The sequence below is a fragment of the Tardiphaga sp. genome (genome assembly GCF_028290785.1).
Classification (GTDB): domain Bacteria; phylum Pseudomonadota; class Alphaproteobacteria; order Rhizobiales; family Xanthobacteraceae; genus Tardiphaga.
On the sequence record NZ_JAQGJD010000303.1, the window covers coordinates 1 to 25,526 of the forward strand.

At 61.7% G+C, this 25,526-nt stretch carries 24 protein-coding genes; 8 read left to right on the forward strand and 16 right to left on the reverse strand.

Annotated elements, in window-relative coordinates; genetic code table 11:
* Positions 1 to 7: 7 nt before the first annotated feature.
* From JWR89_RS18360 to JWR89_RS18380, 5 genes are read right to left on the reverse strand one after another with little or no spacing between them, the layout of a single operon-like run.
* Complete coding sequence (locus tag JWR89_RS18360) at positions 8 to 1,036, reverse strand: oligopeptide/dipeptide ABC transporter ATP-binding protein (RefSeq protein WP_299718717.1); 1,029 nt, start codon at positions 1,034 to 1,036, stop codon at positions 8 to 10.
* Complete coding sequence (locus tag JWR89_RS18365; protein ID WP_299718719.1) at positions 1,033 to 2,040, reverse strand: ABC transporter ATP-binding protein; 1,008 nt, start codon at positions 2,038 to 2,040, stop codon at positions 1,033 to 1,035. Before JWR89_RS18365 ends, JWR89_RS18360 begins: the two co-directional genes overlap by 4 nt.
* Position 2,041: 1 nt before the next feature.
* A complete protein-coding gene (locus JWR89_RS18370) occupies positions 2,042 to 2,938 on the reverse strand; it encodes an ABC transporter permease (protein WP_299718721.1) in 897 nt (298 codons plus the stop codon).
* Positions 2,931 to 3,848: an ABC transporter permease gene (locus tag JWR89_RS18375; RefSeq protein ID WP_299718723.1), complete on the reverse strand. Its 918-nt coding sequence runs from the start codon at positions 3,846 to 3,848 to the stop codon at positions 2,931 to 2,933. The genes JWR89_RS18370 and JWR89_RS18375 overlap by 8 nt, the downstream gene beginning before the upstream one ends.
* A 28-nt stretch (positions 3,849 to 3,876) precedes the next feature.
* Positions 3,877 to 5,436, reverse strand: coding sequence for an ABC transporter substrate-binding protein (locus tag JWR89_RS18380; protein WP_299718725.1), 1,560 nt, complete (start codon positions 5,434 to 5,436; stop codon positions 3,877 to 3,879).
* Between the two features lie 149 nt (positions 5,437 to 5,585).
* On the opposite strand from JWR89_RS18380, the gene JWR89_RS18385 reads away from it, so the two are divergent.
* Positions 5,586 to 6,344: a GntR family transcriptional regulator gene (locus tag JWR89_RS18385; protein WP_299718727.1), complete on the forward strand. Its 759-nt coding sequence runs from the start codon at positions 5,586 to 5,588 to the stop codon at positions 6,342 to 6,344.
* 431 nt (positions 6,345 to 6,775) lie between these two features.
* On the opposite strand, the gene JWR89_RS18390 is transcribed toward JWR89_RS18385, so the two are convergent.
* On the reverse strand, positions 6,776 to 6,949 hold the full coding sequence (locus JWR89_RS18390) for a hypothetical protein (protein ID WP_299718729.1): 174 nt from the start codon (positions 6,947 to 6,949) through the stop codon (positions 6,776 to 6,778).
* A gap of 802 nt (positions 6,950 to 7,751) precedes the next feature.
* Between JWR89_RS18390 and JWR89_RS18395 the strand changes: the two genes are divergently transcribed.
* The gene (locus JWR89_RS18395; RefSeq protein WP_299718731.1) at positions 7,752 to 7,973 is read left to right on the forward strand and encodes a hypothetical protein; all 222 of its coding nucleotides are present in this window, start codon (positions 7,752 to 7,754) and stop codon (positions 7,971 to 7,973) included.
* A 233-nt stretch (positions 7,974 to 8,206) separates the two neighbouring features.
* The gene (locus tag JWR89_RS18400) at positions 8,207 to 8,641 is read left to right on the forward strand and encodes a zinc-binding dehydrogenase (RefSeq protein WP_299718733.1); all 435 of its coding nucleotides are present in this window, start codon (positions 8,207 to 8,209) and stop codon (positions 8,639 to 8,641) included.
* Positions 8,642 to 8,800: 159 nt separating this feature from the next.
* Here the strand turns inward: JWR89_RS18400 and JWR89_RS18405 are convergent, their stop codons facing one another.
* A complete protein-coding gene (locus JWR89_RS18405; protein ID WP_299718736.1) occupies positions 8,801 to 9,577 on the reverse strand; it encodes an IclR family transcriptional regulator C-terminal domain-containing protein in 777 nt (258 codons plus the stop codon).
* A gap of 223 nt (positions 9,578 to 9,800) precedes the next feature.
* On the opposite strand from JWR89_RS18405, the gene JWR89_RS18410 reads away from it, so the two are divergent.
* The 3 genes from JWR89_RS18410 (at position 9,801) to JWR89_RS18420 (ending at position 13,963) form a co-directional block, all read left to right on the forward strand.
* On the forward strand, positions 9,801 to 11,240 hold the full coding sequence (locus JWR89_RS18410; RefSeq protein WP_299718738.1) for an FAD-dependent oxidoreductase: 1,440 nt from the start codon (positions 9,801 to 9,803) through the stop codon (positions 11,238 to 11,240).
* A 33-nt stretch (positions 11,241 to 11,273) separates the two neighbouring features.
* Entirely contained in the window at positions 11,274 to 12,629 is a 1,356-nt protein-coding gene (locus JWR89_RS18415; RefSeq protein WP_299718740.1) for an FAD-dependent oxidoreductase, read from the forward strand.
* Positions 12,630 to 12,721: 92 nt separating this feature from the next.
* Positions 12,722 to 13,963, forward strand: a complete 1,242-nt coding sequence (locus JWR89_RS18420) for an MFS transporter (RefSeq protein WP_299718742.1) — start codon at positions 12,722 to 12,724, stop codon at positions 13,961 to 13,963.
* Positions 13,964 to 14,035: 72 nt separating this feature from the next.
* On the opposite strand, the gene JWR89_RS18425 is transcribed toward JWR89_RS18420, so the two are convergent.
* Positions 14,036 to 14,803 (reverse strand): enoyl-CoA hydratase-related protein, encoded by a 768-nt coding sequence (locus tag JWR89_RS18425; RefSeq protein ID WP_299718744.1) that lies wholly within the window; start codon positions 14,801 to 14,803, stop codon positions 14,036 to 14,038.
* 108 nt (positions 14,804 to 14,911) lie between these two features.
* Between JWR89_RS18425 and JWR89_RS18430 the strand changes: the two genes are divergently transcribed.
* Positions 14,912 to 15,739, forward strand: coding sequence for an enoyl-CoA hydratase-related protein (locus tag JWR89_RS18430; protein ID WP_299718838.1), 828 nt, complete (start codon positions 14,912 to 14,914; stop codon positions 15,737 to 15,739).
* A gap of 39 nt (positions 15,740 to 15,778) precedes the next feature.
* Here JWR89_RS18430 and JWR89_RS18435 read toward each other — a convergent pair whose 3' ends face one another.
* The 7 genes from JWR89_RS18435 to JWR89_RS18465 all read right to left on the reverse strand — a co-directional run bounded on the left by JWR89_RS18435 (position 15,779) and on the right by JWR89_RS18465 (position 23,456).
* Positions 15,779 to 16,786, reverse strand: a complete 1,008-nt coding sequence (locus JWR89_RS18435; RefSeq protein ID WP_299718745.1) for a nitronate monooxygenase family protein — start codon at positions 16,784 to 16,786, stop codon at positions 15,779 to 15,781.
* Between the two features lie 39 nt (positions 16,787 to 16,825).
* On the reverse strand, positions 16,826 to 18,013 hold the full coding sequence (locus JWR89_RS18440) for an acetyl-CoA C-acyltransferase (RefSeq protein ID WP_299718747.1): 1,188 nt from the start codon (positions 18,011 to 18,013) through the stop codon (positions 16,826 to 16,828).
* 53 nt (positions 18,014 to 18,066) lie between these two features.
* Positions 18,067 to 19,197, reverse strand: coding sequence for an acyl-CoA dehydrogenase family protein (locus JWR89_RS18445; protein ID WP_299718749.1), 1,131 nt, complete (start codon positions 19,195 to 19,197; stop codon positions 18,067 to 18,069).
* A gap of 19 nt (positions 19,198 to 19,216) precedes the next feature.
* Entirely contained in the window at positions 19,217 to 20,398 is a 1,182-nt protein-coding gene (locus JWR89_RS18450) for an acyl-CoA dehydrogenase family protein (protein WP_299718751.1), read from the reverse strand.
* Positions 20,399 to 20,408: 10 nt separating this feature from the next.
* Positions 20,409 to 21,152 (reverse strand): SDR family NAD(P)-dependent oxidoreductase, encoded by a 744-nt coding sequence (locus JWR89_RS18455; protein ID WP_299718753.1) that lies wholly within the window; start codon positions 21,150 to 21,152, stop codon positions 20,409 to 20,411.
* A gap of 39 nt (positions 21,153 to 21,191) precedes the next feature.
* Positions 21,192 to 22,748, reverse strand: a complete 1,557-nt coding sequence (locus JWR89_RS18460; RefSeq protein ID WP_299718755.1) for an AMP-binding protein — start codon at positions 22,746 to 22,748, stop codon at positions 21,192 to 21,194.
* A 69-nt stretch (positions 22,749 to 22,817) separates the two neighbouring features.
* On the reverse strand, positions 22,818 to 23,456 hold the full coding sequence (locus JWR89_RS18465; protein WP_299718757.1) for a 2-hydroxychromene-2-carboxylate isomerase: 639 nt from the start codon (positions 23,454 to 23,456) through the stop codon (positions 22,818 to 22,820).
* Positions 23,457 to 23,677: 221 nt separating this feature from the next.
* Between JWR89_RS18465 and JWR89_RS18470 the strand changes: the two genes are divergently transcribed.
* A complete protein-coding gene (locus JWR89_RS18470; RefSeq protein ID WP_299718759.1) occupies positions 23,678 to 24,187 on the forward strand; it encodes a helix-turn-helix domain-containing protein in 510 nt (169 codons plus the stop codon).
* Positions 24,188 to 24,264: 77 nt separating this feature from the next.
* Here the strand turns inward: JWR89_RS18470 and JWR89_RS18475 are convergent, their stop codons facing one another.
* On the reverse strand, positions 24,265 to 25,470 hold the full coding sequence (locus tag JWR89_RS18475) for an ABC transporter substrate-binding protein (protein WP_299718761.1): 1,206 nt from the start codon (positions 25,468 to 25,470) through the stop codon (positions 24,265 to 24,267).
* Between the last annotated feature and the right edge of the window lie 56 nt (positions 25,471 to 25,526).

The window sequence follows — 25,526 nt, forward strand, 5'->3', positions numbered from 1 at the left end:
GTACTCATCAATGTGAAGCGACGATCGTCTGGACAGGCGGAATGATAGTTTCGGCGAGATGGCAGGCAACAAGCTGGCGCGGCGCCAGTTCGCGATCGACCGGCGGCGTGGTCCTGCAGATCTCCACGGCGTAGGGACAGCGCGGATGGAATTTGCAGCCGGGCGGCGGCGCCATGGCGCTGCCAATCTCGCCGTGAATGACGCCGACGGGAGCGCGGTGATCGGGATCCGGCCGCGGCACCGAGGCCAGCAGCGCCTGCGTGTAAGGATGCTTCGGCTGCGAGAACACAGTCTCGGTGGGGCCGAGTTCGGCCATGCTACCGAGATACATGACACCGACGCTGGAGCTGAAATGCTCCACCAGCGCCAGATCATGGGCCACGATCAGGTAGGTCAGGCCGAACTCGTCCTGGATGTCGGCCAGCAGGTTGAGGATCTGCGCGCGCACCGAGACGTCGAGCGCCGAGATTGGCTCGTCCAGAACCATGAACGCCGGTTTCAGCGCCAGTGCGCGGGCAATGGCGACACGCTGCCGCTGGCCGCCGGAGAATTCGTGCGGGTAGAGATCTGCGGCGGTCCTGGGCAGGCCGACCACGTCGAGCATTTCCAGCACCCGAGCGCGCTGGCTGGCCTTGTCGCCGATGCCATGAGCCATCAGTGGCTCGGCGATGATCTTGTTCACACGCATCCGCGGATTGAGCGACGAATACGGATCCTGGAACACCGCCTGGGCCTGACGACGATAGGCGTGCATGGATTTTGCCGACGCTTTCGCCAGATCCGCGCCATGGAACAGAATTTCGCCGGAGGTCGGCTTTTCCAGCCCGAGCACCAGCTTCGTCAGGGTGGTCTTGCCGCAGCCGGATTCGCCGACCAGCGCAAAGGTCTCGCCGCGGCCGACCGTGAAGCTGACATTCTCGACCGCGCGTACCACACCGCCGCCATGGACGGAAAAGCGCTTGGTCAGGTTGCGGATCTCGAGCAGCGGCAGCGGCGGCGAAACTGATGGGGCGGTCATGGTCATCGTATCGGTCATGGCCGCGGCTCCGCCAGCCAGCAGGCGGCCTGGTGGCCGGTGGAGACCTCGAACTGCGGTGGGTAATCGTCGCAGCGCGCCATCCTCTGCGGGCAGCGCGCCGCGAAGCGGCAGCCTTTCGGCGGATCGATAAGGCTCGGCGGCTGTCCGGCAATGGCTTCGAGCCGGCGGCGCTTGCGGCCGAGATGCGGAATCGAATTCAGCAGCCCCCGCGTATAAGGATGCACCGGATGGCGAAATATCTCGCGAACGTCGCCGCTCTCCACCACCCTGCCCGCATACATCACCGCGACGCGGTGGCAGATGCCGGCGGCCACACCGAGATCATGGGTAATCATGATGATGCCGACGCCGCTGTCGCGCTGCAACTCGCGGAACAACTCCATCATCTGCACTTGAATGGTGACATCGAGCGCGCTGGTGGGTTCGTCGGCAATCAGCAGCCGCGGCGAACAGGCGATGGCCATGGCGGTGACCACGCGCTGGCGCATGCCGCCGGAGAACTGGTGCGGATAATCGTCGATGCGCTTGGCCGGCGACGGAATACGGACGCGAGCCAGCACCGCCTCCACGGCCTTGCGCACGGCGCCGCGGCCTTTGGCCAGATTGTGATAACGGAACGGGGCGCCGACCTGGTCGCCGATACTGTACACCGGATTGAGCGAGGTCAGCGGATCCTGCGACACCATGGAGATGCGCTGGCCCCGCCAGTCGCGCGCCATCTCAGCTTCGCTGAGCTTTACCAAATCGGTGCCGTCGAGGGTGATGGAGCCTTCGACGATGCGGCCACTGGGCTTGGGCAGCAGTCGCAGCATGGAGAGGCTGGTCATGGTCTTGCCGGAGCCAGATTCGCCGACGATGCCCAGGGTCTCGCCCTCGGCAACTTCGAGATCAACGCCGTCCACCGCGCGCACTACGCCGCGCTTGAGATGGAGATAGGTCTTGAGGTTCTCGACCTTGAGCAGAGGCGGCCTCACCGCCGGCAGCGTTGCAGCATCGGTCATGTCAAAGCTGCCTTCGCTTGGGATCGAGCGTGTCGCGCAGCCAGTCGCCGATCAGGTTGGCCGACAGGCATGTCAGCATGATCGCCACGCCGGGCAAGGTGATCGCCCACCACGCATTGCCGATGTAGTTGCGCGCGTCAGCCAACATCAGGCCCCAGGACACGTCCGGGCTCTGGATGCCGAGGCCAAGGAAGCTCAGCGACGCCTCGAAGATGATCACCTGTCCAACCTGAAGCGACGCCAGCACCAGGAGCGTGTTGAGAATGTTGGGCAGCAGGTGGCGGACGAAGATGGTGGCAGTGGAGCAGCCGGCGACCTTGGCCAGCGCCACATAGTCGCGCTCCTTCAGTGATAGGATTTCGCCGCGGATAATGCGGGCATACCAGGTCCAGTAGGTGATCGAGATGACGACGATCACCGTGGTCAGGCTCGGCGACAGGACGGTGGCGATCACCAGCGCCAGGGCCAGCGACGGGATCGACATCTGAATGTCCACCACCCGCATGATGATGGTATCGACAACGCCGCCGAAATAGCCGGAGACCATGCCGATCAGCGCGCCGATGCCTCCGGAGATCACGATGGCATAGATCGCTACGGTGAGCGTGACGCTGGCACCGGCCATGATGCGGCTGAAAATGTCGCGGCCCAGATTATCTGTGCCGAGCAGGTAGTCGATGCTGCCGCCTTCGAGCCAGGACGGCGGCTTGAAGGCCGAGCCGAGATCGAGGCCGTTGGGATCGTGAGGCGTGATGTTGTCGCCGCCGATGGCCGCGACGACAACCAGACTGAAAATCAGCAGCGACCACCAGGGAATGCCGGAGCCGAACAGCCGACGCATCACGATCTGCGACGGCCGGCGCGCGATCTCGGCGTATGAGGCATCGACGTCAACCATGACGGATCCTCGGGTCGATCAGACCGTAGCTGAGATCGACCAGCAAGTTCGACACCACGAACAGCACCGAGGTAAACAGCACCCCAGCCTGTACCACCGGAAAATCGCGCGCGAACACAGCCTCGACCACCGTGCGGCCAAGGCCCGGCCAGGCGAAGATCACTTCCACCACGAAGGCGCCGCCGAGCATCGATGCGAAATAGACGCCGAGCACGGTGACCAGTGGTACCGCGGCATTGCGAAAGGCATATTTCCACACCAGCAGCCGCTCCGGCGCACCGAGCGCACGGCCCATGCGGATATAGTCGCTGTCGAGCACGTCGAGCATCGCCGAACGGATGATACGGGTCTGGGCCGCAACCGGATACCAACCCAGCGCAATCGCCGGGAGAATGATATGGGAGACGCCGCCGGCACCAAAGGCCGGCAGCCAGTTCAGGTGCACCGAGAACACCAGGATCAGCAGCAGGCCGACCCAGAAGCCGGGCATCGCCTGGCCGAGCATAGCAAAGCCCTTGCCAACGGTATCGATCCAGCCGCCGCGGTTCACCGCCGACAGCACGCCGAGCGGTACCGCCAGCATGATCGAGAACAGCAGTGCCGACAGCGCCAACTCAATGGTCGCCGGCAGGCGGTCGAGCACCAGGTTCAGCGCCGGCATCTGCCAGCGATAGGAATTGCCGAAATCACCGGTCAGCGCCTTGCCGGCGAAGATCAGGTATTGCATCCAGATCGGCCTATCGAGGCCCATGGTCTCGCGCATGGCGTCGATCGCCGACTGCGGCGCATCGACCGGCAACAGCAGCACAATCGGATCTCCCGACATCCGGGAGATCACAAAGATGAGCATCGATGCGCCGATGATGCTGACGACGCCATGCATGACACGCCGCAGGATGTAAGAGAGCATGAGCGTTCTTCTGTTAGTTCAGGATCGATTACTTCTTGAGACTAATTTCCTGAAATCCGCGCCATGCGCCAGGGAAAGGCCACGGCTTGAACTCGACCTTGTCGCGCCATGCCAGTGTGATCACCGGGCGATAGGTGGTGATGCCGCCGAGCACATTTTCGTGCTTGTACTGAGCGATCTGGCGGATCAGTTCTTCGCGCCTGGGCTGCTCCATCGTGCCCTTTAGCTGTTCAATCATGGAATCAGCCTGCTTATCGTCGGTGTAGGAGTAGCTGCCCCACCCCTTGCCGGCGACAAAGCTGTGCAAATGACCGCCCCATGGCGTGGCGGGATCGCCTGGCAGTCCCTGGCTCCACATCCACATCAGCACACCGTCCATCTCCGGCGGACCGCTCCGGCCGCGGCGACCGAGATTGATCCAGGCGCCGTATTCGAGACCCTGCGCCTTGCAGCGAATGCCAACCTGGCCGAGATAGGCGAATACCGCTTCACCCATTTCCTTGACGTTGGGCTCGCGCGGCGTGGTGAGATTGTAGCACGGCGTCTCGAAACCCGAGGGATAGCCGGCCTCGGCCAGCAACTGCTTTGCAGCCTTCGGATTATAGGCGTAGGGCTTCAGATCGGCATTGTAGCCGGTGCTGCCCTTGCCGACTTCGGCGTAACGCTCGCCCTGCCCGAACAATACGCTCTTGATAATGGCGTCCATATCGACGGCCTGCGCCACAGCCTGGCGCACCTTAAGCTTGTTGAATGGCGACGCCGGATTGTAAGTCGGAAAATCGATGTAGAGATTGTTGCCGGAAATGGCCGTGAATGTCTTGACGCCCGGCAGTTTCTTGAATTCTGCCACCATGGACGGCGGCACATTGTCGATCCAGTCCACTGCGCCCGACTTGAATGCCGCGACGCGGGTCAGGTCCTCAGGAATGATCTTGATGGTAAGATCCTTGACGCCGGGGCGTGCATCCTTGTTCCAATAACCGTCGAAAGCTTCAAGTTTGAGCTCTTCCTTCACCGAACGCGACACGAACTTCCACGGGCCGGTGCCGACCGGCGCTTTGGCGAAACCGTCCTCGCCGACCTTCTCGAAGTACTTCTTCGGCAGTGCCCATAGCTGCAGGGCACCTGCGATATAGTCGCCGTCCGGCGACTTGAAATGGATCTTGAAATGCAGGTCGTCGATAACCTCGAACTTTTCCACATTGGCCTGAAGATGCGACCAGCGCGACACCTTGGGATCTTTCAGGCGTTCATAACAGAACTCGAAGTCCGCCGAGCTCATCGGGTCGCCGTTGTGAAATTTTACGCCCGGGCGCAGGTAGATGTCGATGACCGCCTTGCCGTCCTGCTGCTGAAGCTCCCACTTCTCCGCCAGCCAGTTCACCGGCTTCAGGTCGGTGTCGTAGCGGATCAGTTGCTCGAACATCTGGCCTATGAAGTAGTGATCGACGCCGGCGGAATATTTGGTGGGGTCGAGCGTGGTACCCTCGGCGCCGAACGCCACCGTGAGACTGCCGGTGGCTTGCGCCAGCGCGGGAGCCGGACTCAGCGCCAGAGACAGCGCCATAAACATCGTCCTGCTTTTCATGGCAGGTCCTCCCTCGATTTGCCGCTGTTGACGCGTGCATTGCCCGTAGCCGACCACAGCGATTTGCCAATGTCAATTGTCAACAATTGGACAAAGTTGACGGCACGGCTATTCTAGCGAGAAGTCCATCGCGACAAGGCCGCGCCACCATGAATCAGGATTTGCTGGATTTGAAACCGAAACCGGCGATACGCAGGCGCGGTCAGCGGACACGCACGATCCCCGAGCAGATCGCCGACGACGTCAGTCGTGCCATCGTCAACGGCGACTATCGCGGCGGCGAGCGAATTCGCGAGCAGGAGCTAGCGACGCTTTACGGCGTCAGCCGCGGTCCGGTGCGCGAGGCGATCCGCACCTTGCAGGAGCGCGGCCTCGTCAACTTCTTTCCGCGACGCGGCGCCTACGTAGTAGATGTCACGCTCGACACCATCGTCGAAATCTTCAACGTTCGCGCCGTACTAATGGGGCTCGCCGCGCGCGATCTGGCTCGGCGCAAGGATGTGGAATTTGTCGCCGAACTGCACACAGGGATCGCCGAGGCGCGCGCTATGGCGAAAGCCAAGGCTACCACACCGCTAGATTTCGCACGGGCTATCGCCCACCTCGGCGGTATGGTCGCGGCGCGCTGCGGGAACAAGCACTTAGCCCGACTCCTGCGCGACCAGCTCGACCATACGTTGTGGGGCATCATCTGGCGCGATCGACCGCTGGATTTTTTCACGCCCCAGCGCCAGGCGGCAGCCGTGCGGGAATGGGAGAAGCTCGAAGCTGCGATCGCCGCTGCAGACGACAGCGAGGCTGACCTGCTGTTACGTCGAGTCTTTTTTAACGCCCGAGACGCAGCTATCAAAACCTTGCAAAAGACCCGCAGCGACAAGGTCGGGCCCGCTGGACTTATTCGAGACTGATCTAGGGCGACGGTTAGGCCACGTAATTGTCCGGCTCATGCCCGTTTCGCTTGGCGAGAAAGAAAGCCGTCCGCTTTACGTGTAACGACCATCTAATCTTTGGAGATATCTACGGCAGTGAACAGTAAGCGCTGCGCAAAGGTGAAATGATTTTCCGGCGGCTACAGTTGGGTCTGGGGCTTTTTGCCTTTTCCACGATTTCAGTTACGCGCAGGGGCCCTCGGCTATTGTGCGGCGCCCGGCGGCCCCACTTTTCCCTACTGGCGCCGCGGTCTCCCATCAAGAGCGCCAGCCGGTCCAGGTTGAATCGTATCCCTGCCTGCCTGCCAGACCTGGCCGCAGTCAGGGGACCGCGGCCGGATCGCCTACCGCCTATCCGGCGTCACCAGACCGTAACGAAGCGTCACGGCGTTACTTCCCTTGAGCGCCTGTCAAAGGTGGTCAGCGATGTCGTCGTAATCTCCGGGCGCGGCCCTCACACTGCCTGGCATCGCGGTAAGGACAGTGCCGTCCGGCTTGACACCAGTGACAATCAATCCGGCCTTCAGGGCTGCTTTCATGGCCCGAGTGATCATGGCCTGCGAAACGGCATTTGGTTTGTTCATGTCGTCGGCTTAGACGCAATTCGAGGCTAGAGTCTAACAATGTAACCATCGGACCGTAGTTACGCCCCCCGGAGGATGCGAAGGGAGACCTCTGCCTGGCACGAACCTACCCCTTCGGGGCGCTTGCGGCCTTCCGCGCTGCGGATCACTGTCCACAGCCGGCAGCATTGGCCCCCAAGCTTGTACCTGCCAGCGAGGTCCCGGGCGAGTTCTTTCGAGAGCACGCTCCGGCCGCTTTCCCGTCGGGGGCTACGGCGCGCATTCGTGGGCGATCCGTGCGCCCGCAAATTAACTGCGTTGAAATGGCGATATCTCTGTTGCAGCTAAAGGTGGCAGTTATGAAAATTTCCGGAATTTTCCTTCTCGCTATTGCGCTTTGCGCAGCATCTTCTGCTTACGCCAAGGAAGCAAAACAAAAGTCGTTTTGCACTGTAGAAGAGTGCATGCCGCGATGTCAGAAGTCCGGTGGGACGTACTGCACCGCTTATTGCACCAAAGAGGTCGCTGGTCGCCGCGCCTCTGGTCAATGTAAATAGTCGAAGCAGAACCTGTAGGATTTAGCCTCATCCGGGGCGCTTTGGCGCGTCTGCAATGCTACCCGGCCGGCTTTACCCATTTGGGTGACGCAGACGGCCACTTGATGGTCTACCCCGTCGTCGGTCCAGGTTGATGTTCCTACCGGTCACGCCCGACGGGTCCCCTCCAAGTCCGCGTCGGGCCGACCAGTCGCGGAGTCTTGGCGCGTCATGATTGAACCTCGTCAGCCGTCCCGCAGACCTATGCGACGCTGGGGCAACTGGAGATGACCATGATGCGTCCGATAATCTATATCGCGGCGGTGATTGCCGTACTTGCGGCTGCCACCCCTGTCTTGCGCTCGCACACATATTCGCCAGAGCTGCCCAGCGCCGCCTTGGCCTCCATGCCGCTGCAGGAACTGCATGCCGCCGCCGGGCGCGGCAAATTGCCCGCAGAGGATTTTGAGGACATGTCGCTGATCTACCCCACCCGGCCGAACAAATAAGCGAGACCGCCCGTTGCAGCGATACCGCTGACAGCGTGCGAGTTTCATTGACCGAGCGATGCCGGCGCGCTGGCAATCTGGGGCCATCCCTAGCGGCTGTCTCGAAGCCTGATTCGGTGATAGGCTGAGGCCATGACCAACCAGCCCGTGATTTTTCTACGTACTGGCCTCTTTCCGACCTCAGTGGCCTAGTTTGGAAATGAGGCAGTGAAACGACCGTTCAGCTGGCGAAGATGCTGGGCGCCACGGTTTCTGGCAGCTGCAGTGAACAATCGCTTCAGCGCGCCGAGGCGATGGGGATGGAATCCATCTATGACTATGGCTCCGCTGACCTCTCTGGTATCGGCGTCCGGTTCGACGTGGTCTACGACACTGCCGGAACGATGCCAGTCACCCTGGGTATAGGCCTGCTGCGCAAAGGCGGTGTTTTCCTTGACATTGACCCAACGCCCGCGAAGTTCCTGCGCGCGCTCTTCAACAGGCGGTTGAAGCCGATCATCTGCACGGCGCGCGCAGAAATACTCGACGGTCTGGCGCAGGCTGCGGGCAGTAAAAAGCTCCGGCTTCCAATCGCTGAATCTGTCCATCTAACTGAAGCGATCCCGCTGCTGACGGCCCTGGAGCGAGGTCGCAAGCTTCCCGGCAAGGCGGTGGTCGCGATCGATTGAGTAAACTAGGCCGGTACTCAACTGAGCGATGGGAGGTCTGTCGCACGGGGGGAGCAGTCGGTCCATCCCATTACTTGAGCGTCCGGAAGATCGCCTTGCTGGTTTGGCCTCTCTCACTTGTAAGCCTGTCCGCACGGATTAAAATCCCAACAGTCTTTGTCAGGGGAGGATCGCTCCGATTTCCTTCGCAGTATTTCGCATTACGGGTAAAGCAACGCTGCATAATTCAGCTAATGTAGTGCGCGTCGCGCTGGAACTGACATTGAGCGAGGCAACCGTTTCGCCGCGGCGATTCTTGATAGGCAGCGCTATCGACAGCAGGCCGATCTCAAGTTCCTCTTCAATCGTCGCAAAACCCGCATCGCGGATTTTTCGAATCGCTTCCATCAACGCGCCGAGCGACGTCTGCGTCGCTTTCGTCAGCGGTTTACGGTCCATCTGCCGCAGCAACGCGAGCGCTTCGTCGTCGGATTTAGCTGCGAGCAGAACCCGGCCCGAGGTCATGACATAGGCAGGCATACGTGTGCCAGGCTTCAGTAAGAAACCCATTTTATGGATTGAAGGTGCATGGGCCACGCCTACGGTTTCAAGGCCGTCGAGGATGCTGATGGAGCAGGACTCGCCCGTTGTCTTCGCGACGGCTTCGACAAAAGGCTGTAGCCGGCCATCCAACCCTGACTGGGACAGATAGGCATAGCCGAGCCGAAGAATCCGCGACGTCAGGCGATAGTTTTTCTTGTCGGTTACCGCATAGCCGAGTTCGATCAGCGTCAACAGCGACCGCCGCGCGACCGCCCGATCGACGCCGGTTTTTTCTGCGATCTCGGCCAAGCTGAGCGCTTCCTCGCGGTCACCGAACGCTTCGATAACGGTCAACCCACGCGCAAACGCGGTGACGAATGACTGGCTGCGAGGCTTTTCGATCTTTTTAAGCATCCTGATCGCGTCGCAAACGACGCCCCTGTCCGTCCCGGAGGGCCAATGAGATGGCGATCTTCATTTGACAAGCCCGTTCGCGTCAATGTACACCTAGTGCATAAATGTGCACAGAGTGCACACAATGACAAGTGCATTCTGACCTTTATTGCTGCCCCCGGGCGGCAGATGAGGTCAGCCGCGACAGAAACAATCAAGGGAAGCAACCTCAGGGAATTGTCCGATGGTGAGCTATGACAGGGCGTTGGTGCTCGACAGCGTGGCGAACGGTAGTGTCGTCGAGCAGTTGAGCACGACAGTTGCTGCGGAGTACGACGTGATCGTCGCGGGTGGTGGTGCCGCGGGTCTTGTGGCGGCAGTCACCGCCGCGCGGCATGGAGCAAGGACCCTTTTAGTCGAACGGCAGGGCTGCCTCGGCGGGACCGCGACGACGGGATACGTCGCCCAGTACATCGGATTCTTCAATCACGGCATTCAGGCAGTATGGGGCCTGCCCTTTGAGTTTACGCAGCGAATTGTTGCGGCCGGCGGCAGCGAAGGCTTCACCAAGTACATGCTCGCGGAAGCCTCGGCCAATCCCGTTCCAATTCACAATTTCCCGTTCAATCCCGAGATCGTGAAATGGGTTGCGGACGAATGGGCAGAGGAGGCCGGTGTTGAAGTTGCTCTCCACGCAAACGTCACCGCCGTTCTGAAGGATGGCGATCGCGTCGGCGGTGTGATTGTCGAGGACGTTGCCGGTCGGCGTGCTTACCGGGCTCGCGTTGTTGTCGATGCCAGCGGCGATGCCACGCCGTCTTATCTTGCCGGTGTAACCATGAGAGCTCCGGAGGACGAAGGCCAGCACGGTGGGAGGCAACCGCAGAGCTTGGTATTCCGGCTTTCCAATATCGATGTGGCGCGGTTCCGAGCGATCCCCCGGGACACGAAGCGCGCGCTCGCCCTTGAGGGCGTGCGGCGCGGGGAAATATTCTGGGAGAGCCTGTCGTTCATGAGCACGCCGGGCGGCGTCGATGCAATCTGCCTCATGAGCCGTATCCTGAACATCGATCCACTCGATCCGCGACAAGCATCGAGCGCGGAGAGGATCGGACGCCAGCAGGTCAAAAGCATCATCGGATTCCTGAAGCGCGAAGTGCCTGGCTTTGAAAACGCTGTGCTGGCATCTATCGCGCCGCGGATCGGCGTGCGCGAAACCCGTCGGATTATCGGCGACTATACACTGACCGAACACGACATCCTGTCGGGTGTCACGTTTCCTGACAGCATCGCATTGGGCTGCGGTCCGATGGACATTCACGATGCGCAGGGAACCGGGATCAAACTCTTCGTGCCGCCCGGGCCCTTTGAAATACCGATGCGCTGCTTGATACCTGTCGGCGTTGAGGGCCTGATCGTTACCGGCCGAACGATCTCGGCCACGCGGGCTGCGAACGGTGGCGCTCGTCATATGGCGACCGCGATGGCGCTCGGTCAGGCAGCCGGTTCAATGGCCGTCGTCGCCTGTCGTGACGCCAATGCCGTGCACAGTATTCCCGCGGCAATCGTGAAAAGTCTGCTTGAGGCTGACGGGGCGCTCACAACCAGGGACGCATGCCTCGCTCGTGCAGCGCGGGCTCCCGAGTCGATGGGTTTGCAATCCACGCCGATGCCTTCGGTCTAGCTATCGTCTTTCCTTGCCTTACGGAGAACCTCTATGAGTACGATCGAAACTGTCGCTGAGCCTGCTCGCCGGACTGAACTCTACGGGACGTTCGATGTCGTTGTTCTCGGCGGTGGCCCTGCTGGCATCGCAGCCGCAGTGGCTGCCGGGAGGGCGGGCGCCGCGACCCTCTTGATCGAACGTTATGGTTTCCTGGGCGGGATGGGGACCGCCGCAGGCGTGACGAATTTCTGCGGCCTGCATGCCAATCGTTTCGGCCAAATCGATCAGGTTGTGCACGGGATCGCGGATGATCTGCTTAACGGCATCGCACGCCTGGATGGACTCAAGGAGCCCCACACAGTTTTTGGCAAGATCCAGGCTCAGGCCTATGACACCGCGGCTTACAAGCTCGCGGCCGATCAGTTGTTGCTCGATGCCGGTGTGAAGATTCTGTTTCACAGTCTCGGCGCCGGTGTGCTGATGAGTACGGAACGGCAAATTGATACGCTCTTTATCGAAACCAAATCTGGCCGGCGCGGAGTCCGTGGCCGCATTTTCATCGACGGCTCGGGCGACGGCGATCTCGCAGCTTGGGCCGGCGCGCCTTACGAACTAGGCGATGGAGCCGGTTCGATGATGTTTCCATCGACGATGTTTCGTATCAACGACGTCGACCGCGATGCCGAAGCAGCAAGGGCGTGGGAGCCAATCGCCGGCATGATGCAGGCGGCGACGCGCGATACCGGTCGTCAATTTCCGCGCCAGACACCGATCATCCGCCCGCAGAAGCACGGCATCGAGTGGCGGGCCAACATTACCCAGGTCGGCAACAAGGATGGCAGTGCGGTCGATGGCACCGATGCCGATCAACTGACCAATGGCGAGATCGAAGGACGACGCCAGGTCAGGGATACGTTCGAATTTCTCCGGCAGAACGTCCCGGCGTTTGCCAATGCCTACATTGTAGATTTGCCGCCACAGCTGGGAATTCGCGAAACACGCCGGATCGTTGGCGAATATCAACTGAGCGAAGATGATGTGCTTCAATGCGCGAGCTTTACCGACACCATTGGCGTGAATGGTTGGCCCATCGAAGACCACGTCGCCGGCGACATTATCTTCCGCTGGCCCGACATTCCAGGAAGCCGCGGGTTCAATCATCTGCCGTTTCGGATGCTTCTTCCTAAACAGGTCGACAATTTGTTTGTTGTCGGTCGCTGCGCTTCCATGACGCACCGCGGGCAATCCGCAGCTCGCGTTTCGGGGGCTTGTTTCGTGATGGGTGAAGCGGCCGGGACAGCTGCCGCCATGGTCGTCCAGAGCAACGGCGTTTGCCGGGACACTGACGTGAGCACGCTGCAAGCGACTCTGGCGCGCAATGGCGTCTATCTGGGAACCGACATGTAGCAGCGTCAGTGCTGCCTCTCCCTACGCGAGCGATAATTTCATCAAACGGGCTCGCAGAAGCCCGCGAAATTTATGATCAAGGAAGAATTTCGATGGACGTTTCACAGAGCAGCAGGATTGATCCGGCGGAAGTTGGCACCAGCCTTGTCAGCTATCGATGGGTTATCCTGTTCATCGTTTGGTTATCGTTCCTCGTTAGCTTCGTCGATCGCCTCACTTGGGGCAATGTCGCGGTCTCGGTAGGCCAATCCCTCGGCATGCCGGTTGCCGCTCTCGGAATTTTTGTCACTGCTTTCTACATCGGATATGTCGTCGCGAACTTCATCGGAGGGTTCAGTAGCGACTGGCTCGGGCCCAGAGTGGTACTCGCGGGCGCCATCATACCGCTAGGAATCCTTACGCTGCTGTTCAGCTTCACCGCCTCGGTGACGATGGGATTGATCATTCAGGCCTTAATGGGTCTGGCTGCGGGCGCTGACTATTCGGCGTGCGTCAAGCTCATTACTGCGTGGTTCGACAAGCGCAACAGGGGCTTTGCCATGGGGCTGTTCCTGACGGCCTCGTCGCTTGGCGTCCTTGTTACCAACGCAATCGTGCCGACGATCCTGCAGACGGTTTCATGGCAAGCCGTTTATCAAATTTTAGGGTCAGTCACGATCCTGATCGGGATATTGAGTTACGCTCTGTTGCGCGACAAGCCGAGCGATAAACCGGTCGCCATCACGGCAAAGCCCGATCTGGCGATCCTCCTGAGGAACCGCGACCTTGTCTTTCTCGCCCTGGCCGGCTTCGGCGCGTTCTGGGGTACTTGGGGTTTCGCCTTCTGGGCGAATGCACTGATGATCCGCGGTCACGGACTGTCACCCGTCAGCGCTGGTTTTATTGTGGCCCTTGTCGGCGCCGGCGCTATTGCCGGCAAGCCGATTGTCGGCCTGCTGTCCGACTGGTTCGGCGGCATTCGCAAGATACCTATTATCATTTGCCTGCTCGCATTCGGGGCCATGCTGTTGTTGTTCGGCGTGTTGACGACTGAACTTCAGTTTCGAATAGCCGCGCCACTTCTCGGCGTGGCCGCGTTCGTCTACAGCCCACTCATGGGAGCGATGGTCGCAGAGACCGTCGGCATTCAGCGTGCCGGGTCTGCCACAGGTGTAACAGCCGCCTTCTGGCAACTGGGAAGCGTGATCGTGCCGGTTGTTGTTGGGATAGCATTTCAGGCTACCAGTTCGTTCTATATGGCTTTTGTCACTTTGGCTGCGGGTCCACTATTAGGAGCGCTGTTTATGGTGTTCGTTCGCGAACCGGCCGAACGGTCATCTACGAGTGCTGGTTGAGAGGCATTGCCACGTACTGGCCGAGCTCTTGCCTGCGCAGTCCGACCCAAAATTCCAGAGAAGGGGTTGCGTCTAAATTTTCGAAAAATCCGGCGCCCGTCGTTCCGCGAAGGCGGCAAACGCCTCGCGCGCTTCTCCGGTCTGCAACCGCTCCTTGAACAACGAGCTCTCTTGCGTGATTTGCGCAGCGATCTTCTGATGGTCACGCATCAGCGCCTTAGTATGGATCAGCGATCCTGCTGGACGTTTCGTCAGCGCAACCGCCGCAGCCATCGCCCTGCTGCGAACGTCCGCCACCGGCACGACGGCGTTCGCCAGGCCGCACGCCAGCGCTGTGGCGGCATCCATTGGCTCCCCAAGAGCAAACATCGCGTAAGCCCGAACATGCCCGATGCGCGCCGGCAGCAACCAGCTCGATGCGGCCTCGGGAACCAGCGCCAGATTGACGAATGGCGTAATGAGACGCGCATTGTCGGCGAGATACACCAGGTCGCAGTGCAGCAGCATCGTCGTGCCTACGCCGACGGCGTTGCCCTGTACCGCGGCGATCAGCGGCTTGGTCGCGCGGCCGAGATTGCCGATGAAGCGGAACGCCGGGCTGTCGCCGGTGTCGTTCGCCACGGACTGCGCGCTGAAATCCGCCAGATCGTTGCCCGCTGTAAAACTGTCGCCGTCGCCTTGAAACAGCACTACCTTGACGGCGCTGTCGGTCTCCGCGCGCTCCAGGCCTTCCGACATCGCGTTGTACATCGCGCCGGTCAACGCGTTCTTCTTCTCGGGACGCGAGATCGTCAGCGTCAGGATGCCGTCGATCAGTTCGGTCTTCAGATGTTCGCTCATGAATTCACTTTCCTTATTTTAACGCCGCCTGGGCGTATCTTCCAGCCGCGGCTTGACGTGCATTTTTATATTACTACCATCATCCCATATAAAACGGGAGTGAACCACATGAGCGACGCCGCGCGCACGATCGATACCGGCACCAACGAACTGTTGTGCGAGATCAGTGAGAGAGTTGCAACGATCACATTGAACCGGCCGCAGGCGCGAAATTCGCTGTCCGACCGCCTTTCGCCCGCTCTGCGCCGAATGATCAAGCAATGCGGCGACGATCCCGATGTCGGGGCACTCCTGATTACCGGCGCCGGCGACGCCTTTTGCGCCGGCGGCGACATAAAAGGCATGGCCGGCAACGCGCCAAAGGCCGAGGTGCCGTTCGACGACAAGGTGGCAGATCTGCGCATTCGCCAGCGAACGCTGACCGGCGCCCTGGTCGCGGTGCGCAAGCCCACCATCGCCGCACTGCCTGGAGCGGCGGCGGGCGCGGGCATGGCGATCGCGCTGGCCTGCGACATTCGCATCGCGGCCGAATCGGCGATCATGGCGACAGGGTATGCTCGGATCGGACTGACCGGCGACTACGGCATCGCATGGCTGCTGACGCAACTCGTCGGCACGTCGCGCGCGCGCGAACTCATGTTTACCGCCGAGCGCATCAACTCGGCGCGCTGCGAGGCGCTCGGCCTTGTCAACCGCGTGGTGCCCGACATGGAGCTGCGCGCCACCGCCTTCACATTCGCCAAGGGCCTCGCCGAGGGCCCTGCTCTGGCTTTCGCGGGGATGAAAAATAATCTGGACCACGCCATAACCTCGGATTTCCTGACCTCGCTCGATCAGGAAGCTGAAACCCTGGTCCGCGCCGCGCGCACGAACGACCACAAAGAAGCCGTTCGTGCCTTCATCGAGAAGCGCAAGCCGTCGTTCGGCGGCGCGTAACGACAGCAGAATGTCAGTCGCGCTGAAACTCCGGCCGAACTAGCTAGCGGCGCGCAGCGGTTCTTGCTGCGGGGCGTCGAGGAAGCCGGTCAGGCGCTGGCGGATGATGCTCTCGGCATCGGTCATGATCCGGTCGATGAGCTCCTTCACCGTCGGCACGTCGTTGATCAGCCCGACCACCATGCCACAGCTCCAGGCGCCCGCATCCATGTCGCCGTTGATCATGACCTTGGGATAGACGCCCGCGACCTCGTCGAGAATATCGGCGATGACCAGCTTCGGTCCCTTCTCGCGCTCGATCTCCATCAACCGTTCGACGCCGGCGTTCTTCAGCACGCGTTCGGTGTTGCGAAGCGCCCGCATCACGATGCGGGTGTCGAGTTCGCTGGCGGCGACCAGCGCTTTCTTGACGTTGTCGTGCACCGGCGCCTCCTTCGTCGCGATGAAGCGGGTGCCCATGTTGATGCCCGACGCTCCAAGCGCGAGCGCCGCGACCAGGCTGCGCGCGTCGGCCATGCCGCCGGAGGCGACGAACGGAATCTTGAGTTCCTCTGCCGCCCGCGGCAACAGGATCATGTTCGGCATGTCGTCTTCGCCCGGATGACCACCACATTCGAAGCCATCGACGCTGACGGCATCGCAACCGATCTGCTCGGCCTTCAGCGAGTGGCGGACCGAGGTGCACTTGTGGATCACCTTGATGCCTGCCGCCTTCAGCGCCGGCATGTATTGCTCGGGGCTGCGGCCGGCGGTTTCGACGATCTTGATGCCGCCTTCGCGGATCGCGGCGATGTATTCCGGATAGGGCGGCGCGTCGAACGTCGGCAGGAAGGTGAGATTCACGCCAAACGGCTTGTCGGTCATGTCGTGGCAGCGCGCGACCTCCTTGGCCAGATTTTCCGGAGTGCGTTGCGTCAAACCCGTGATGATACCGAGACCGCCTGCATTGGAAACCGCGGCGGCGAGTTCGGCGAAGCCGACATAGTGCATGCCGCCCTGAACGATCGGATGTTCGATGCCGAACAAGTCCGTGATGGCTGTTCTCATGAGAGTCTCCAGGTTTCCGCGTACGGGTTTTTGTTGCGATCAGTGGATGATTTCGAGCAGGCCAGCGGCCCCCATGCCGCCGCCCACGCACATGGTGACAACCGCATATTTCGCCTTGCGGCGACGGCCTTCGATCAGCGCGTGACCGGTGAGGCGCGCGCCGGTCATGCCATAAGGATGCCCGACCGCGATCGATCCACCGTTGACGTTGAGCTTTTCCGGATCGATGCCGAGTTTGTCGCGGCAATAGATCACCTGCACCGCGAACGCCTCGTTGAGTTCCCAGAGGTCGATGTCATCGACGGTCAAGCCATGGCGCTTTAGCAGGCGTGGCACGGCATAGACCGGGCCGACGCCCATTTCGTCGGGCTCGCAGCCCGCGGAGACGAAGCCACGGAAGATGCCGAGTGGCTTCAGGTTCTTCTGGGCGGCCAGCGCATCGCTCATGATCACGGTGGCGCTGGCGCCGTCAGAGAGCTGGCTGGCATTGCCGCCGGTGATCGTGAAGCCGGGGCCCTTGGCCGGTTTCACGTTGGCGAGACCTTCCGCGGTGGTGTCCGGACGCGGGCCTTCGTCGGTGGAAAGCGTGACAGCATTGTAGGATACCACGCCGGTCTCTTTGTTCGTCACCGACATCGTCGTCGTGATCGGCGCCAGCTCGTCGTTGAAACGCCCGGCCTGCTGCGCCGCGGCGGTGCGGCGCTGGCTTTCCAGGCTGTATTCGTCCTGCCGCTCGCGCGAGATGTTGTAGCGCTTCGCGACATTCTCGGCTGTGTCCAGCATGGCGATGTAGGCGTCGCCCTTGATCGCCAACAGTTCGGGATCGACGGCATGCCACTGGTTGAGATGTTCGTTCTGAACCAGACTGATCGATTCCCCGCCGCCACCAACCGCGATCTCGACGCCGTCATAGAGCACGGAACGCGCCGCCAGTGCGATGGCCTGTAGTCCGGACGCGCATTGGCGGTCGATCGTGGTGCCGGCGACGCTTACGGGCAGACCGGCGCGCAGCAGAGCCTTGCGGGCAATATTGCTGCCGGTCGTGCCTTGCTGCATCGCGCAGCCCATCACGACATCCTCGACCTCCGCGCCGGCGATATTGACGCGGCGGAGGGCCGCCGAGATGGCGTGGCCCATCAGCGTTGCCCCTTCAGTGTTGTTGAGCGCACCTTTGTAAGCTCTGCCGATCGGGGTGCGGGCGGTCGATACGATAACGGCTTCGGTCATTTTGTGCCTCAAATGTTGGTATGGCCCGGAACCAAGCCGAGAAAATCGCTGTTTTAGTTGGTGTGCGCGAAGCGCATTAGATGGAACGCGGAATCGCCGAACTGGATATCGATCGCGCCGATCCGTTTGAAGTAGTGACCGACAACGAGTTCGTCGCTCATGCCCATGCCGCCATGCAGCTGGATAGCCTGCTCGCCGATAAAGCGAGCGGCATAGCCGACCTTGGTCTTGGCGCCGGACGCCAGCTTTGTGGTCCCCGAGTCCTTCGACGCAAGGGTCAGGGTAAGGTGCTGCGTCAGCGACACGGCTTCCTGATGGGCGATGAACATGTCAACCATCCGGTGCTGCAGGACCTGAAACGTGCCGAGCGCGACGCCAAACTGCTTGCGCGTCTTGGCGTAATCGAGGGTCGCGGAATTTAACTCCGACATCGCACCGACCGCTTCGGCACACAGCGCGCCGATAGCCCTGTCGCGGCAGGCCTCCAGAATCGCCGCGCCCTCGCCCTCGCCGCCAAGCAAGGCCGCCGCGGGTACCTGGACGTCCTTCATGGTGATTTCCGCGGCCCGCCGGCCGTCGATGGTCTTGAAACTCTGCAGATGCAGCCCGGCTGACTGTCGATCAACAATGAAGAGGCTGACGCCCTGGCGATCGCGGCGGTCGCCGGAGGTGCGCGCCGAAACGATCAGACGGTCAGCCCACGGCGCGCCGATGACGGCCGCCTTGGCGCCGGAAAGGATGTAATGATCGCCACTGCGCCGCGCGGTCGTAGAAACATTGTTCAGGTCGTAGCGGGCTCCCGGCTCCGCCCAGGCCAGCGCCCAGATCGACTCGCCCGCCGCAATGCCGGTGAGATGTTCGCGGCGCTGCGCATCGGTCCCCTCGGCCTCGATCAGCCCGCCGGCCAGCACCACTGTCTCGAAAAACGGCTCGACCACCAGGCGGCGCCCGAACTCCTGCATGACGATCATGGTCGCCAGCGCGCCCTCGCCGAATCCGCCGAACTCCTCCGCGAAAGGCGCGGCGAGCAGACCCATGTCCGCAAACTTCTTCCAATGCGTCCGGCTCCAGCCGTCCTCGCTCACGACAATGCGGCGGCGCGCGTCGAAGTCGTACTCATCCTTGAGCAGACGTTGAACGCTGTTGCGCAGAAGCTCTTGTTCTTCGGTGAATTGGATGTCCATGGCTTTCTCCAGTTCCGGATCAGAGACCCAGCACCGCCTTAGCGATGATGTTGCGCTGGATCTCGTTCGAGCCGCCGTAGATGCTGAGCTTGCGCGAGTTGAGGTACTTTTCGGCCGCGGTGTGGCCGTAGTCCGGGCCGGGCATGAAGACGTTGCCCCCGGCAGGATGTTCGCGCAAAGCGAGGCCGTAGTTGCCCATGGCGCGATGCGTCAGGTCGGTGATGCGCTGGAAGATCTCGGTGCCCCTGATCTTGAACAGCGAAGCCGCCGGACCGGGATCAATGCCGCGCGACATCTGCGCAACAACCCGCAACTCGGTGGCTTCAAGCGCAAGCACATCGAGTTCGATACGGGCGATATCGCGCACAAATTCGCCAAACGCCGGATCATCCTCTGGGACTTCCGCCGAAACAATGTCCTTGAGGCGCCGCAGATACCGCGTCGAACGTCCAATGCCAGCCATGCTGGTGCGCTCATTGCCGAGCAGGAACTTGGCATAGGTCCAGCCCTTGTTCTCGTCGCCGATCAGGTTCTCGACGGGGACCCGAACGTCTTCGAGGAACACATCGTTGACCTCGTGCGAACCGTCGATGGTGATGATGGGGCGGACCGTCACGCCCGGCGTCTTCATGTCAATCAGCAGAAAGGAAATGCCGGCTTGCGGCTTTGCTGACGGATCGGTCCGCACCAGGCAGAAGATCCAGTCGGCATGCTGCGCCAGTGTCGTCCACGTCTTGTGGCCGTTAACGATGTAGTGATCACCGTCGCGCACCGCCTTGGTGCGTACCGAAGCGAGATCGGAGCCGGAGCCCGGCTCGGAATAGCCCTGGCACCACCAGTCGTCGCCCGACAATATGCGCGGCAAAAATTTCTGCCTCTGCGCCTCGCTGCCATAAGTGTAGATAACCGGTCCGACCATCGTCACGCTGAAGGCAAGCGGCGGCAACGTGCCGGCGCGAGAGGTCTCCTGCTCCCAGATGAAGCGCTGCGTCAGCGACCAGCCGGGACCGCCAAACTCCTTCGGCCACAGCGGCGCGATCCAGCCCTTCTTGTGCAGAATGCGGTGCCACAGCAGCGACTGTTCCTTGCTGAGGTCGGTCTCGGGATTGGGCACCCGCATTTCCGCCGGATAGTTCGCGGCAATGAAGGACCGAACCTCGTCGCGGAAGGCGGCGTCTTCCCTGGAAAGGTTCAGTTCCATGGCCGCGCCTCTACCACTTCTCGCCGAACGGCCGGATCTCGGCCTCGAACGTCCAGGCGTCGCGCGGCTGCTGGTAGAGCGCCCAGTAGGACTCCGCGACGGCGGCGGGACGCATCAGGCGGTTGGGATCGAGATTCTCCAGTGCCTGCGGCCCTTCCCGGCCGACGATCAGCTGCCGCACCCATTCGGTATCGACGCTGGAGTCGATCACGAGATGCGCGACGTGGATGTTTTGCGGTCCCAGTTCGCGGGCCATCGACTGCGCAACGGCACGCAGACCGAACTTCGCGCTGGCGAAGGCGGCAAAGCCCTTGCCGCCGCGCATGCTGGCGGTGGCGCCGGTGAAGAAGATGTTACCCTTGCCGCGCGCCAGCATGTGGCGCGCCGCCTCGCGCCCGGCGAGGAAGCCGGACAGGCAGGCCATTTCCCAGACTTTCCGGAACACCCGTTCGGTGGTCTCCACGATCGGAAAATTGACGTTGGCGCCGATATTGAACACGCAGACTTCCAGCGGCGCGTGCGCATCGGCGTCGGCCATGAACCTGATAATCTCTTCTTCCTTCCGCGCATCCAGCGCGCGGCCGAACACGGTGCCGCCGGCGGCTTCTATCTCCTTGATCAGCGGCTCCAGCTTCTCGCCCTGGCGGCGGCCGACGAACACGGTAAACCCCTCGGCGGCAAATTTCTTGGCGATCTCGCCACCGATAAAATCTCCGGCGCCGACCACGGCGACCGTTGCATTGCGCTGTTCCACTGAATTCTCCTGACGAAGGCTAAAATGATCGCGCGGCATTCACTGGCCGCGCAGCGATTCCGCGAGTTTGTGCTTGAGGATCTTGCCAGTCGATGTCGCCGGCAGCGCCGGCAGTACGATGATCTCGGACGGCCGCTTGTATGAGGTTAGCTGCGGCGACACATGCGCCATCAGGTCCGACGCACTGGTGTCGGTGCCCTGCAGCAACTGCACGAAGGCCACGACCTCCTCATTGCCTTCCACGGAACGCCCGACCACGGCGCACTGCACCACCGAGGGATGCGAACTCAGCACCGCCTCGATTTCCGCGGGGTAGACGTTGAAGCCGGAGCGGATGATCATTTCCTTGGTGCGACCAACGATGAACAGGCAGTCGCCCTCGAAGCGGGCGAGATCTCCTGTGTTGAACCATCCATCCGGGTCGATCGCCTTGGCGGTCAGGTCCGGAGCGCGGTAGTAGCCGCGCATCACGTTGCGACCGCGGACGTGCAGCTCGCCCACCTCGCCGGACTGCTTCGTCGCGCCATTGAGGCCGATGATCTTCGCCTCGATGCCCGGGAGCAGCGATCCCACCGCCTGATCGTCGCGCGGCGCATCGATGCGCACGCCCGACAATCCAGGCGAACATTCGGTAATGCCGTAGCCGTTCAGAAGCGGCAGGCCGAGTTCCTGCTGCACGCGCTCCTTCAGGTCGAGATCGAGCGGCGCGCCGGCCACCGCGATCAACCGCAGCGAGCCGGGATCGAGCCTGTCGAGGCCGGCAACGGCCTTGTATTCCAGCAGGCGCTGATACGTAGCGGGTACGCCGTTGAGGATGGTGATGCCTTCTTCCGAAATGGCTTTAGCGAGCGCCGCGGGATCGTATTTGCTGACCAGACGCACTGTCGCACCGGTCATCAACGTCATCACCAGCAAGGAGATTCCGACGATGTGGGAGATCGGCAGCACGATGTACTGCTTGTCGGCAGGTGTCATGCGGCGGATGTCCGCCGTGGTCTTGGCGCTGAACAGCAGGTTTTCATGCGTCAGCATCACGCCCTTCGGCGTACCGGTGGTGCCGGAAGTATAGATCAATACGGCGACCTGGTCGCGTGGGCTGTATTGCACCGGCTCCGGCGCGGTCTGCTCGTTGGAAGCTGTTGCCGCGATATCCCGCAGCGGACCGATCGTGATCGTCTGCGCCGCATAGCGCGACGCGTGGGCTTCCGCCTCCTTCGATACGCTGACCGTCAGCAGCACGCGACGCGCGCCGCTGTGATCACGAATCTGGTCGATTTCGCGCGCCGACAGCCGCGGATTGACCACGATCGCCCAGGCGTCGATGCGGCTGGCGGCCAGCAGCAAACCGGCCAGCGCAATGCTGTTCTCGCTGACCAGCATGAGCCGATCGCCCGGCCGGATGCCGAGCGCCGTCAGCCCGTCTGCGATCTCGCCGACCGAGCGGTGCAGTTGCGCATAGGTCCAGGCATAGCCGTCCTCGACCAGGGCGACGCGGTCGGGCGTCTCCGCGGCGTGGCGGTCGATCACGAAATGAAGGCGCGGCGGCAAGCTGCCCAGCACCTCTATGGAGTTGTCCGCTTCTGCCGTCGTCAACATCGCTATTCTCCCGAAGAACGAGCCGCTTGAACGCGACTTCGATAGTATGCGGCGCGCCGAATAATGGGCTCAGACCCGCTTCGCCTGCCGCACCGAGGACAGGTCGACGATCAGTTCCTCGACATCGCGCAAACTGTCCTTGCCAAAGAACATCTCGTCTCCCACGAAGAACGTCGGCGACCCGAACGAGCCGCGCTCGACCGCCGCGTTGGTGTCCTTGATCAGCTTCTGCTTGACGTCGTCCCGCTGCGCGCGGACGATCAGCCTGTCGATGTTGATGCCCGATGCCTGGAAGGCGGCGCGGAATACCTCGAGGTCGTCCATCTTCTTGGGCTCTTCCCACATGTGATGGTAGGCCGCGCGGAAGTAGGGCTCGAACACGCCCTCGAACTGCGCCGCCACCGCGCCGCGCATCAGCATCAGCGTGTTGACGGGGAAAAACGGATTGTAGTTGAACTTGGTGACGCCGTGCTTTCGCAGGAAGCGCTCGGTCTCCAGCCGTTGGTATTCCGGCTTGTTCTTGATGCCGCGCAGCGATTCCGCCGGGGACATGTTGCCGGTGGCCTTGTAGATGCCGCCGAGCAGGACCGGAATGTATTCGAACGTGGCGCCAGTGCGCTTCTCGATGCCGGGAAGCGCGATCTCCGCCAGATAGGCGTTGGGGCTTCCGAAATCGAAATGGAATTCGACCTTCACTGCAGCGGTCACGGCGCTTCTCCTCGTCCTGCGTATTGGTCCAGCAGTCGCCCGCCGACGCCTGCCATTGCAGCGACGATAAAGTTCTATTTTAGAACTGTCAATGCGGAAACGACTCCGCTCAGGTGAAATGGAACTGCTAAGGTCACAAGGTTATTGTCCTCGCGTCAGTGCCTTATTAGAATGGCAAGCGGCGGCGCCCGACGGACGCCGCAAACGGATGGAATGACACGATGAAATGGGATGCCCTCGAGGAAGAGCCCTGCTCGCTGGCCCGCACGGTGGCCGTGATCGGCGACCGCTGGAGCCTGATGATCCTGCGCGAGTGTTTCCTGCGCAAGCGGCGGTTCGAGGCATTTCAGTCCTCGCTCGGCATCACGCGGCATCTGCTCGCGGAACGGCTCAAGAAGCTCGTGCGTTTCGGGGTGCTGCGCCGCATCCCCTATATGGAATCGCCGAAGCGCTACGAATATATCCTGACCCAGAAGGGCCTCGACCTATATCCAATAATCATGTCGATCGTGCATTGGGGCAACGTGCACATGGTGGATTCCCGCGGCAAGCCGCTGCTCCATGAGCACAAGAGCTGCGGCAAGATGTTCGATCCGCTGATGATCTGCTCGGAATGCGGCGAGCCGCTGAACGCCAAGCAGGTGCACACGCATCCAGGCCCCGGCGCGCGTCAGGAGACCTTGCCGGCGAAGGCGCCTGCCAAGCCTAAAGCCAGCCGCACCGCGGTCTGATTCGCGGCTTGCGGCGGGCCGAACCGGAGAGCCAGCGATGCCGTCCTTTTCTTGTTGCTGGACGACCATGCCGCGCCTCACTCGGAGTTCGCGTCGAGGATGTCGCCGAACGGCTCCCAGTTCGTGCCGCTCCAGCGCTGCAACTGCAGTTGGGTCCAGATCATGTTGCTCGAATCGGTTGTATTGATCTTGATGCCGGTGGCTGCAACCGGAAGGACCAGGTCCTTGAGCGATTTCGACTGCGCGACGATGTTCTTTCGCGATAGGTCATCGCCGCACTGCTTCAGGATCTGCTCAAGGATCATGCCGTGCATGTAGCCCGTCAGGTAACTGGTATTCTGGAAGTCCGCGCCGGGCAGGTATTTTTCGAAAAATGCCCGATATGCGTTGATGCCGGCGTCGTTCTCCCATTTTGAATCGGTCGGATCCTTGTTGATGGTACCGACCACCACGCCGACGGACTTGTCGAGGCCGGCGGGCCGCAACGTCCCGCCGATTGAGCCGGATGGAAAGTTGATGACCACGATCGGCTTCCAGCCGATTTCCGCGGCCTTCCGGATCGCCTGCGCAGCGCATTTCGGCGTCCCAGCAATGAACAGGGCTTCGGCACCGGAGCTCTTCAGGCTGACCACCTGTGAATCCACGGTCGGCTCGGTAACCTCGTAGGCGGCCGTGACCACCCGTTTGTCGAAGTCGGCCTTCATAAACGACCGGAACGCGTTGACGTAGTCCTTACCGAGGTCGTCGTTCTGGTAGAGGATCGCGTACTTGGCCGTCGGCAGCGCCCGGCTGAGGAATTTCGCGTAGATCTTGCCCTCGGTGTCGTAGCTGACGAGACCCGTGGTGGTCAGCGGGTAGTCCTTCACGTCGGTGAATTTGCTGGAGCCGCTGACGATGGCGATGCTCGGCACCCCCTTCGCCTTCAGGTATTTGGCGACGGCCGTATTCCCCGGCGTGCCGAGCTGGCCGAAGATGAACGAGACCTCGTCGCTTTCCACCAGCCTGCGCGCCTGCTCGACCGCCTTGGGCGGGCTGTAGGCGTCGTCCATGGCGATGTAGTCGATCTTGCGGCCGTTGATGCCGCCGCGGTCGTTGATCGACTGGATATAGGCCACGATGCCGCGGCCGGTGAGGCCGATCGAGGAGGCCGGCCCGCTGAACGGAAAAATGCCGCCTATCTTGATCTCGGTGGCGGTCACTCCGGGGGCTTCAGCCGCCATGGCGGGGCCCCCGAGCAGGCAGGAAAGCGAAATCGCAGACACCAACCGGGATGCTGGGCGCATGGGTATCCTCCCTGAGGCGACTGCCGGAGGCAGTCGCGGACAATCCTTGATTGTCG

Coding starts and splice junctions, on each gene's coding strand:
- JWR89_RS18385 (WP_299718727.1), top strand. CDS start 5,586: ATGAATCAGGATTTGCTGGATTTGAAACCGAAACCGGCGATACGCAGG.
- JWR89_RS18365 (WP_299718719.1), bottom strand. CDS start 2,040: ATGACCGATGCTGCAACGCTGCCGGCGGTGAGGCCGCCTCTGCTCAAG.
- JWR89_RS18430 (WP_299718838.1), top strand. CDS start 14,912: ATGAGCGACGCCGCGCGCACGATCGATACCGGCACCAACGAACTGTTG.
- JWR89_RS18395 (WP_299718731.1), top strand. CDS start 7,752: ATGACCATGATGCGTCCGATAATCTATATCGCGGCGGTGATTGCCGTA.
- JWR89_RS18435 (WP_299718745.1), bottom strand. CDS start 16,786: ATGAGAACAGCCATCACGGACTTGTTCGGCATCGAACATCCGATCGTT.
- JWR89_RS18390 (WP_299718729.1), bottom strand. CDS start 6,949: ATGAACAAACCAAATGCCGTTTCGCAGGCCATGATCACTCGGGCCATG.
- JWR89_RS18370 (WP_299718721.1), bottom strand. CDS start 2,938: ATGGTTGACGTCGATGCCTCATACGCCGAGATCGCGCGCCGGCCGTCG.
- JWR89_RS18470 (WP_299718759.1), top strand. CDS start 23,678: ATGAAATGGGATGCCCTCGAGGAAGAGCCCTGCTCGCTGGCCCGCACG.
- JWR89_RS18410 (WP_299718738.1), top strand. CDS start 9,801: ATGGTGAGCTATGACAGGGCGTTGGTGCTCGACAGCGTGGCGAACGGT.
- JWR89_RS18380 (WP_299718725.1), bottom strand. CDS start 5,436: ATGAAAAGCAGGACGATGTTTATGGCGCTGTCTCTGGCGCTGAGTCCG.
- JWR89_RS18475 (WP_299718761.1), bottom strand. CDS start 25,470: ATGCGCCCAGCATCCCGGTTGGTGTCTGCGATTTCGCTTTCCTGCCTG.
- JWR89_RS18425 (WP_299718744.1), bottom strand. CDS start 14,803: ATGAGCGAACATCTGAAGACCGAACTGATCGACGGCATCCTGACGCTG.
- JWR89_RS18375 (WP_299718723.1), bottom strand. CDS start 3,848: ATGCTCTCTTACATCCTGCGGCGTGTCATGCATGGCGTCGTCAGCATC.
- JWR89_RS18405 (WP_299718736.1), bottom strand. CDS start 9,577: ATGCTTAAAAAGATCGAAAAGCCTCGCAGCCAGTCATTCGTCACCGCG.
- JWR89_RS18450 (WP_299718751.1), bottom strand. CDS start 20,398: ATGGAACTGAACCTTTCCAGGGAAGACGCCGCCTTCCGCGACGAGGTT.
- JWR89_RS18440 (WP_299718747.1), bottom strand. CDS start 18,013: ATGACCGAAGCCGTTATCGTATCGACCGCCCGCACCCCGATCGGCAGA.
- JWR89_RS18420 (WP_299718742.1), top strand. CDS start 12,722: ATGGACGTTTCACAGAGCAGCAGGATTGATCCGGCGGAAGTTGGCACC.
- JWR89_RS18415 (WP_299718740.1), top strand. CDS start 11,274: ATGAGTACGATCGAAACTGTCGCTGAGCCTGCTCGCCGGACTGAACTC.
- JWR89_RS18400 (WP_299718733.1), top strand. CDS start 8,207: ATGCTGGGCGCCACGGTTTCTGGCAGCTGCAGTGAACAATCGCTTCAG.
- JWR89_RS18360 (WP_299718717.1), bottom strand. CDS start 1,036: ATGACCGATACGATGACCATGACCGCCCCATCAGTTTCGCCGCCGCTG.
- JWR89_RS18445 (WP_299718749.1), bottom strand. CDS start 19,197: ATGGACATCCAATTCACCGAAGAACAAGAGCTTCTGCGCAACAGCGTT.
- JWR89_RS18460 (WP_299718755.1), bottom strand. CDS start 22,748: ATGTTGACGACGGCAGAAGCGGACAACTCCATAGAGGTGCTGGGCAGC.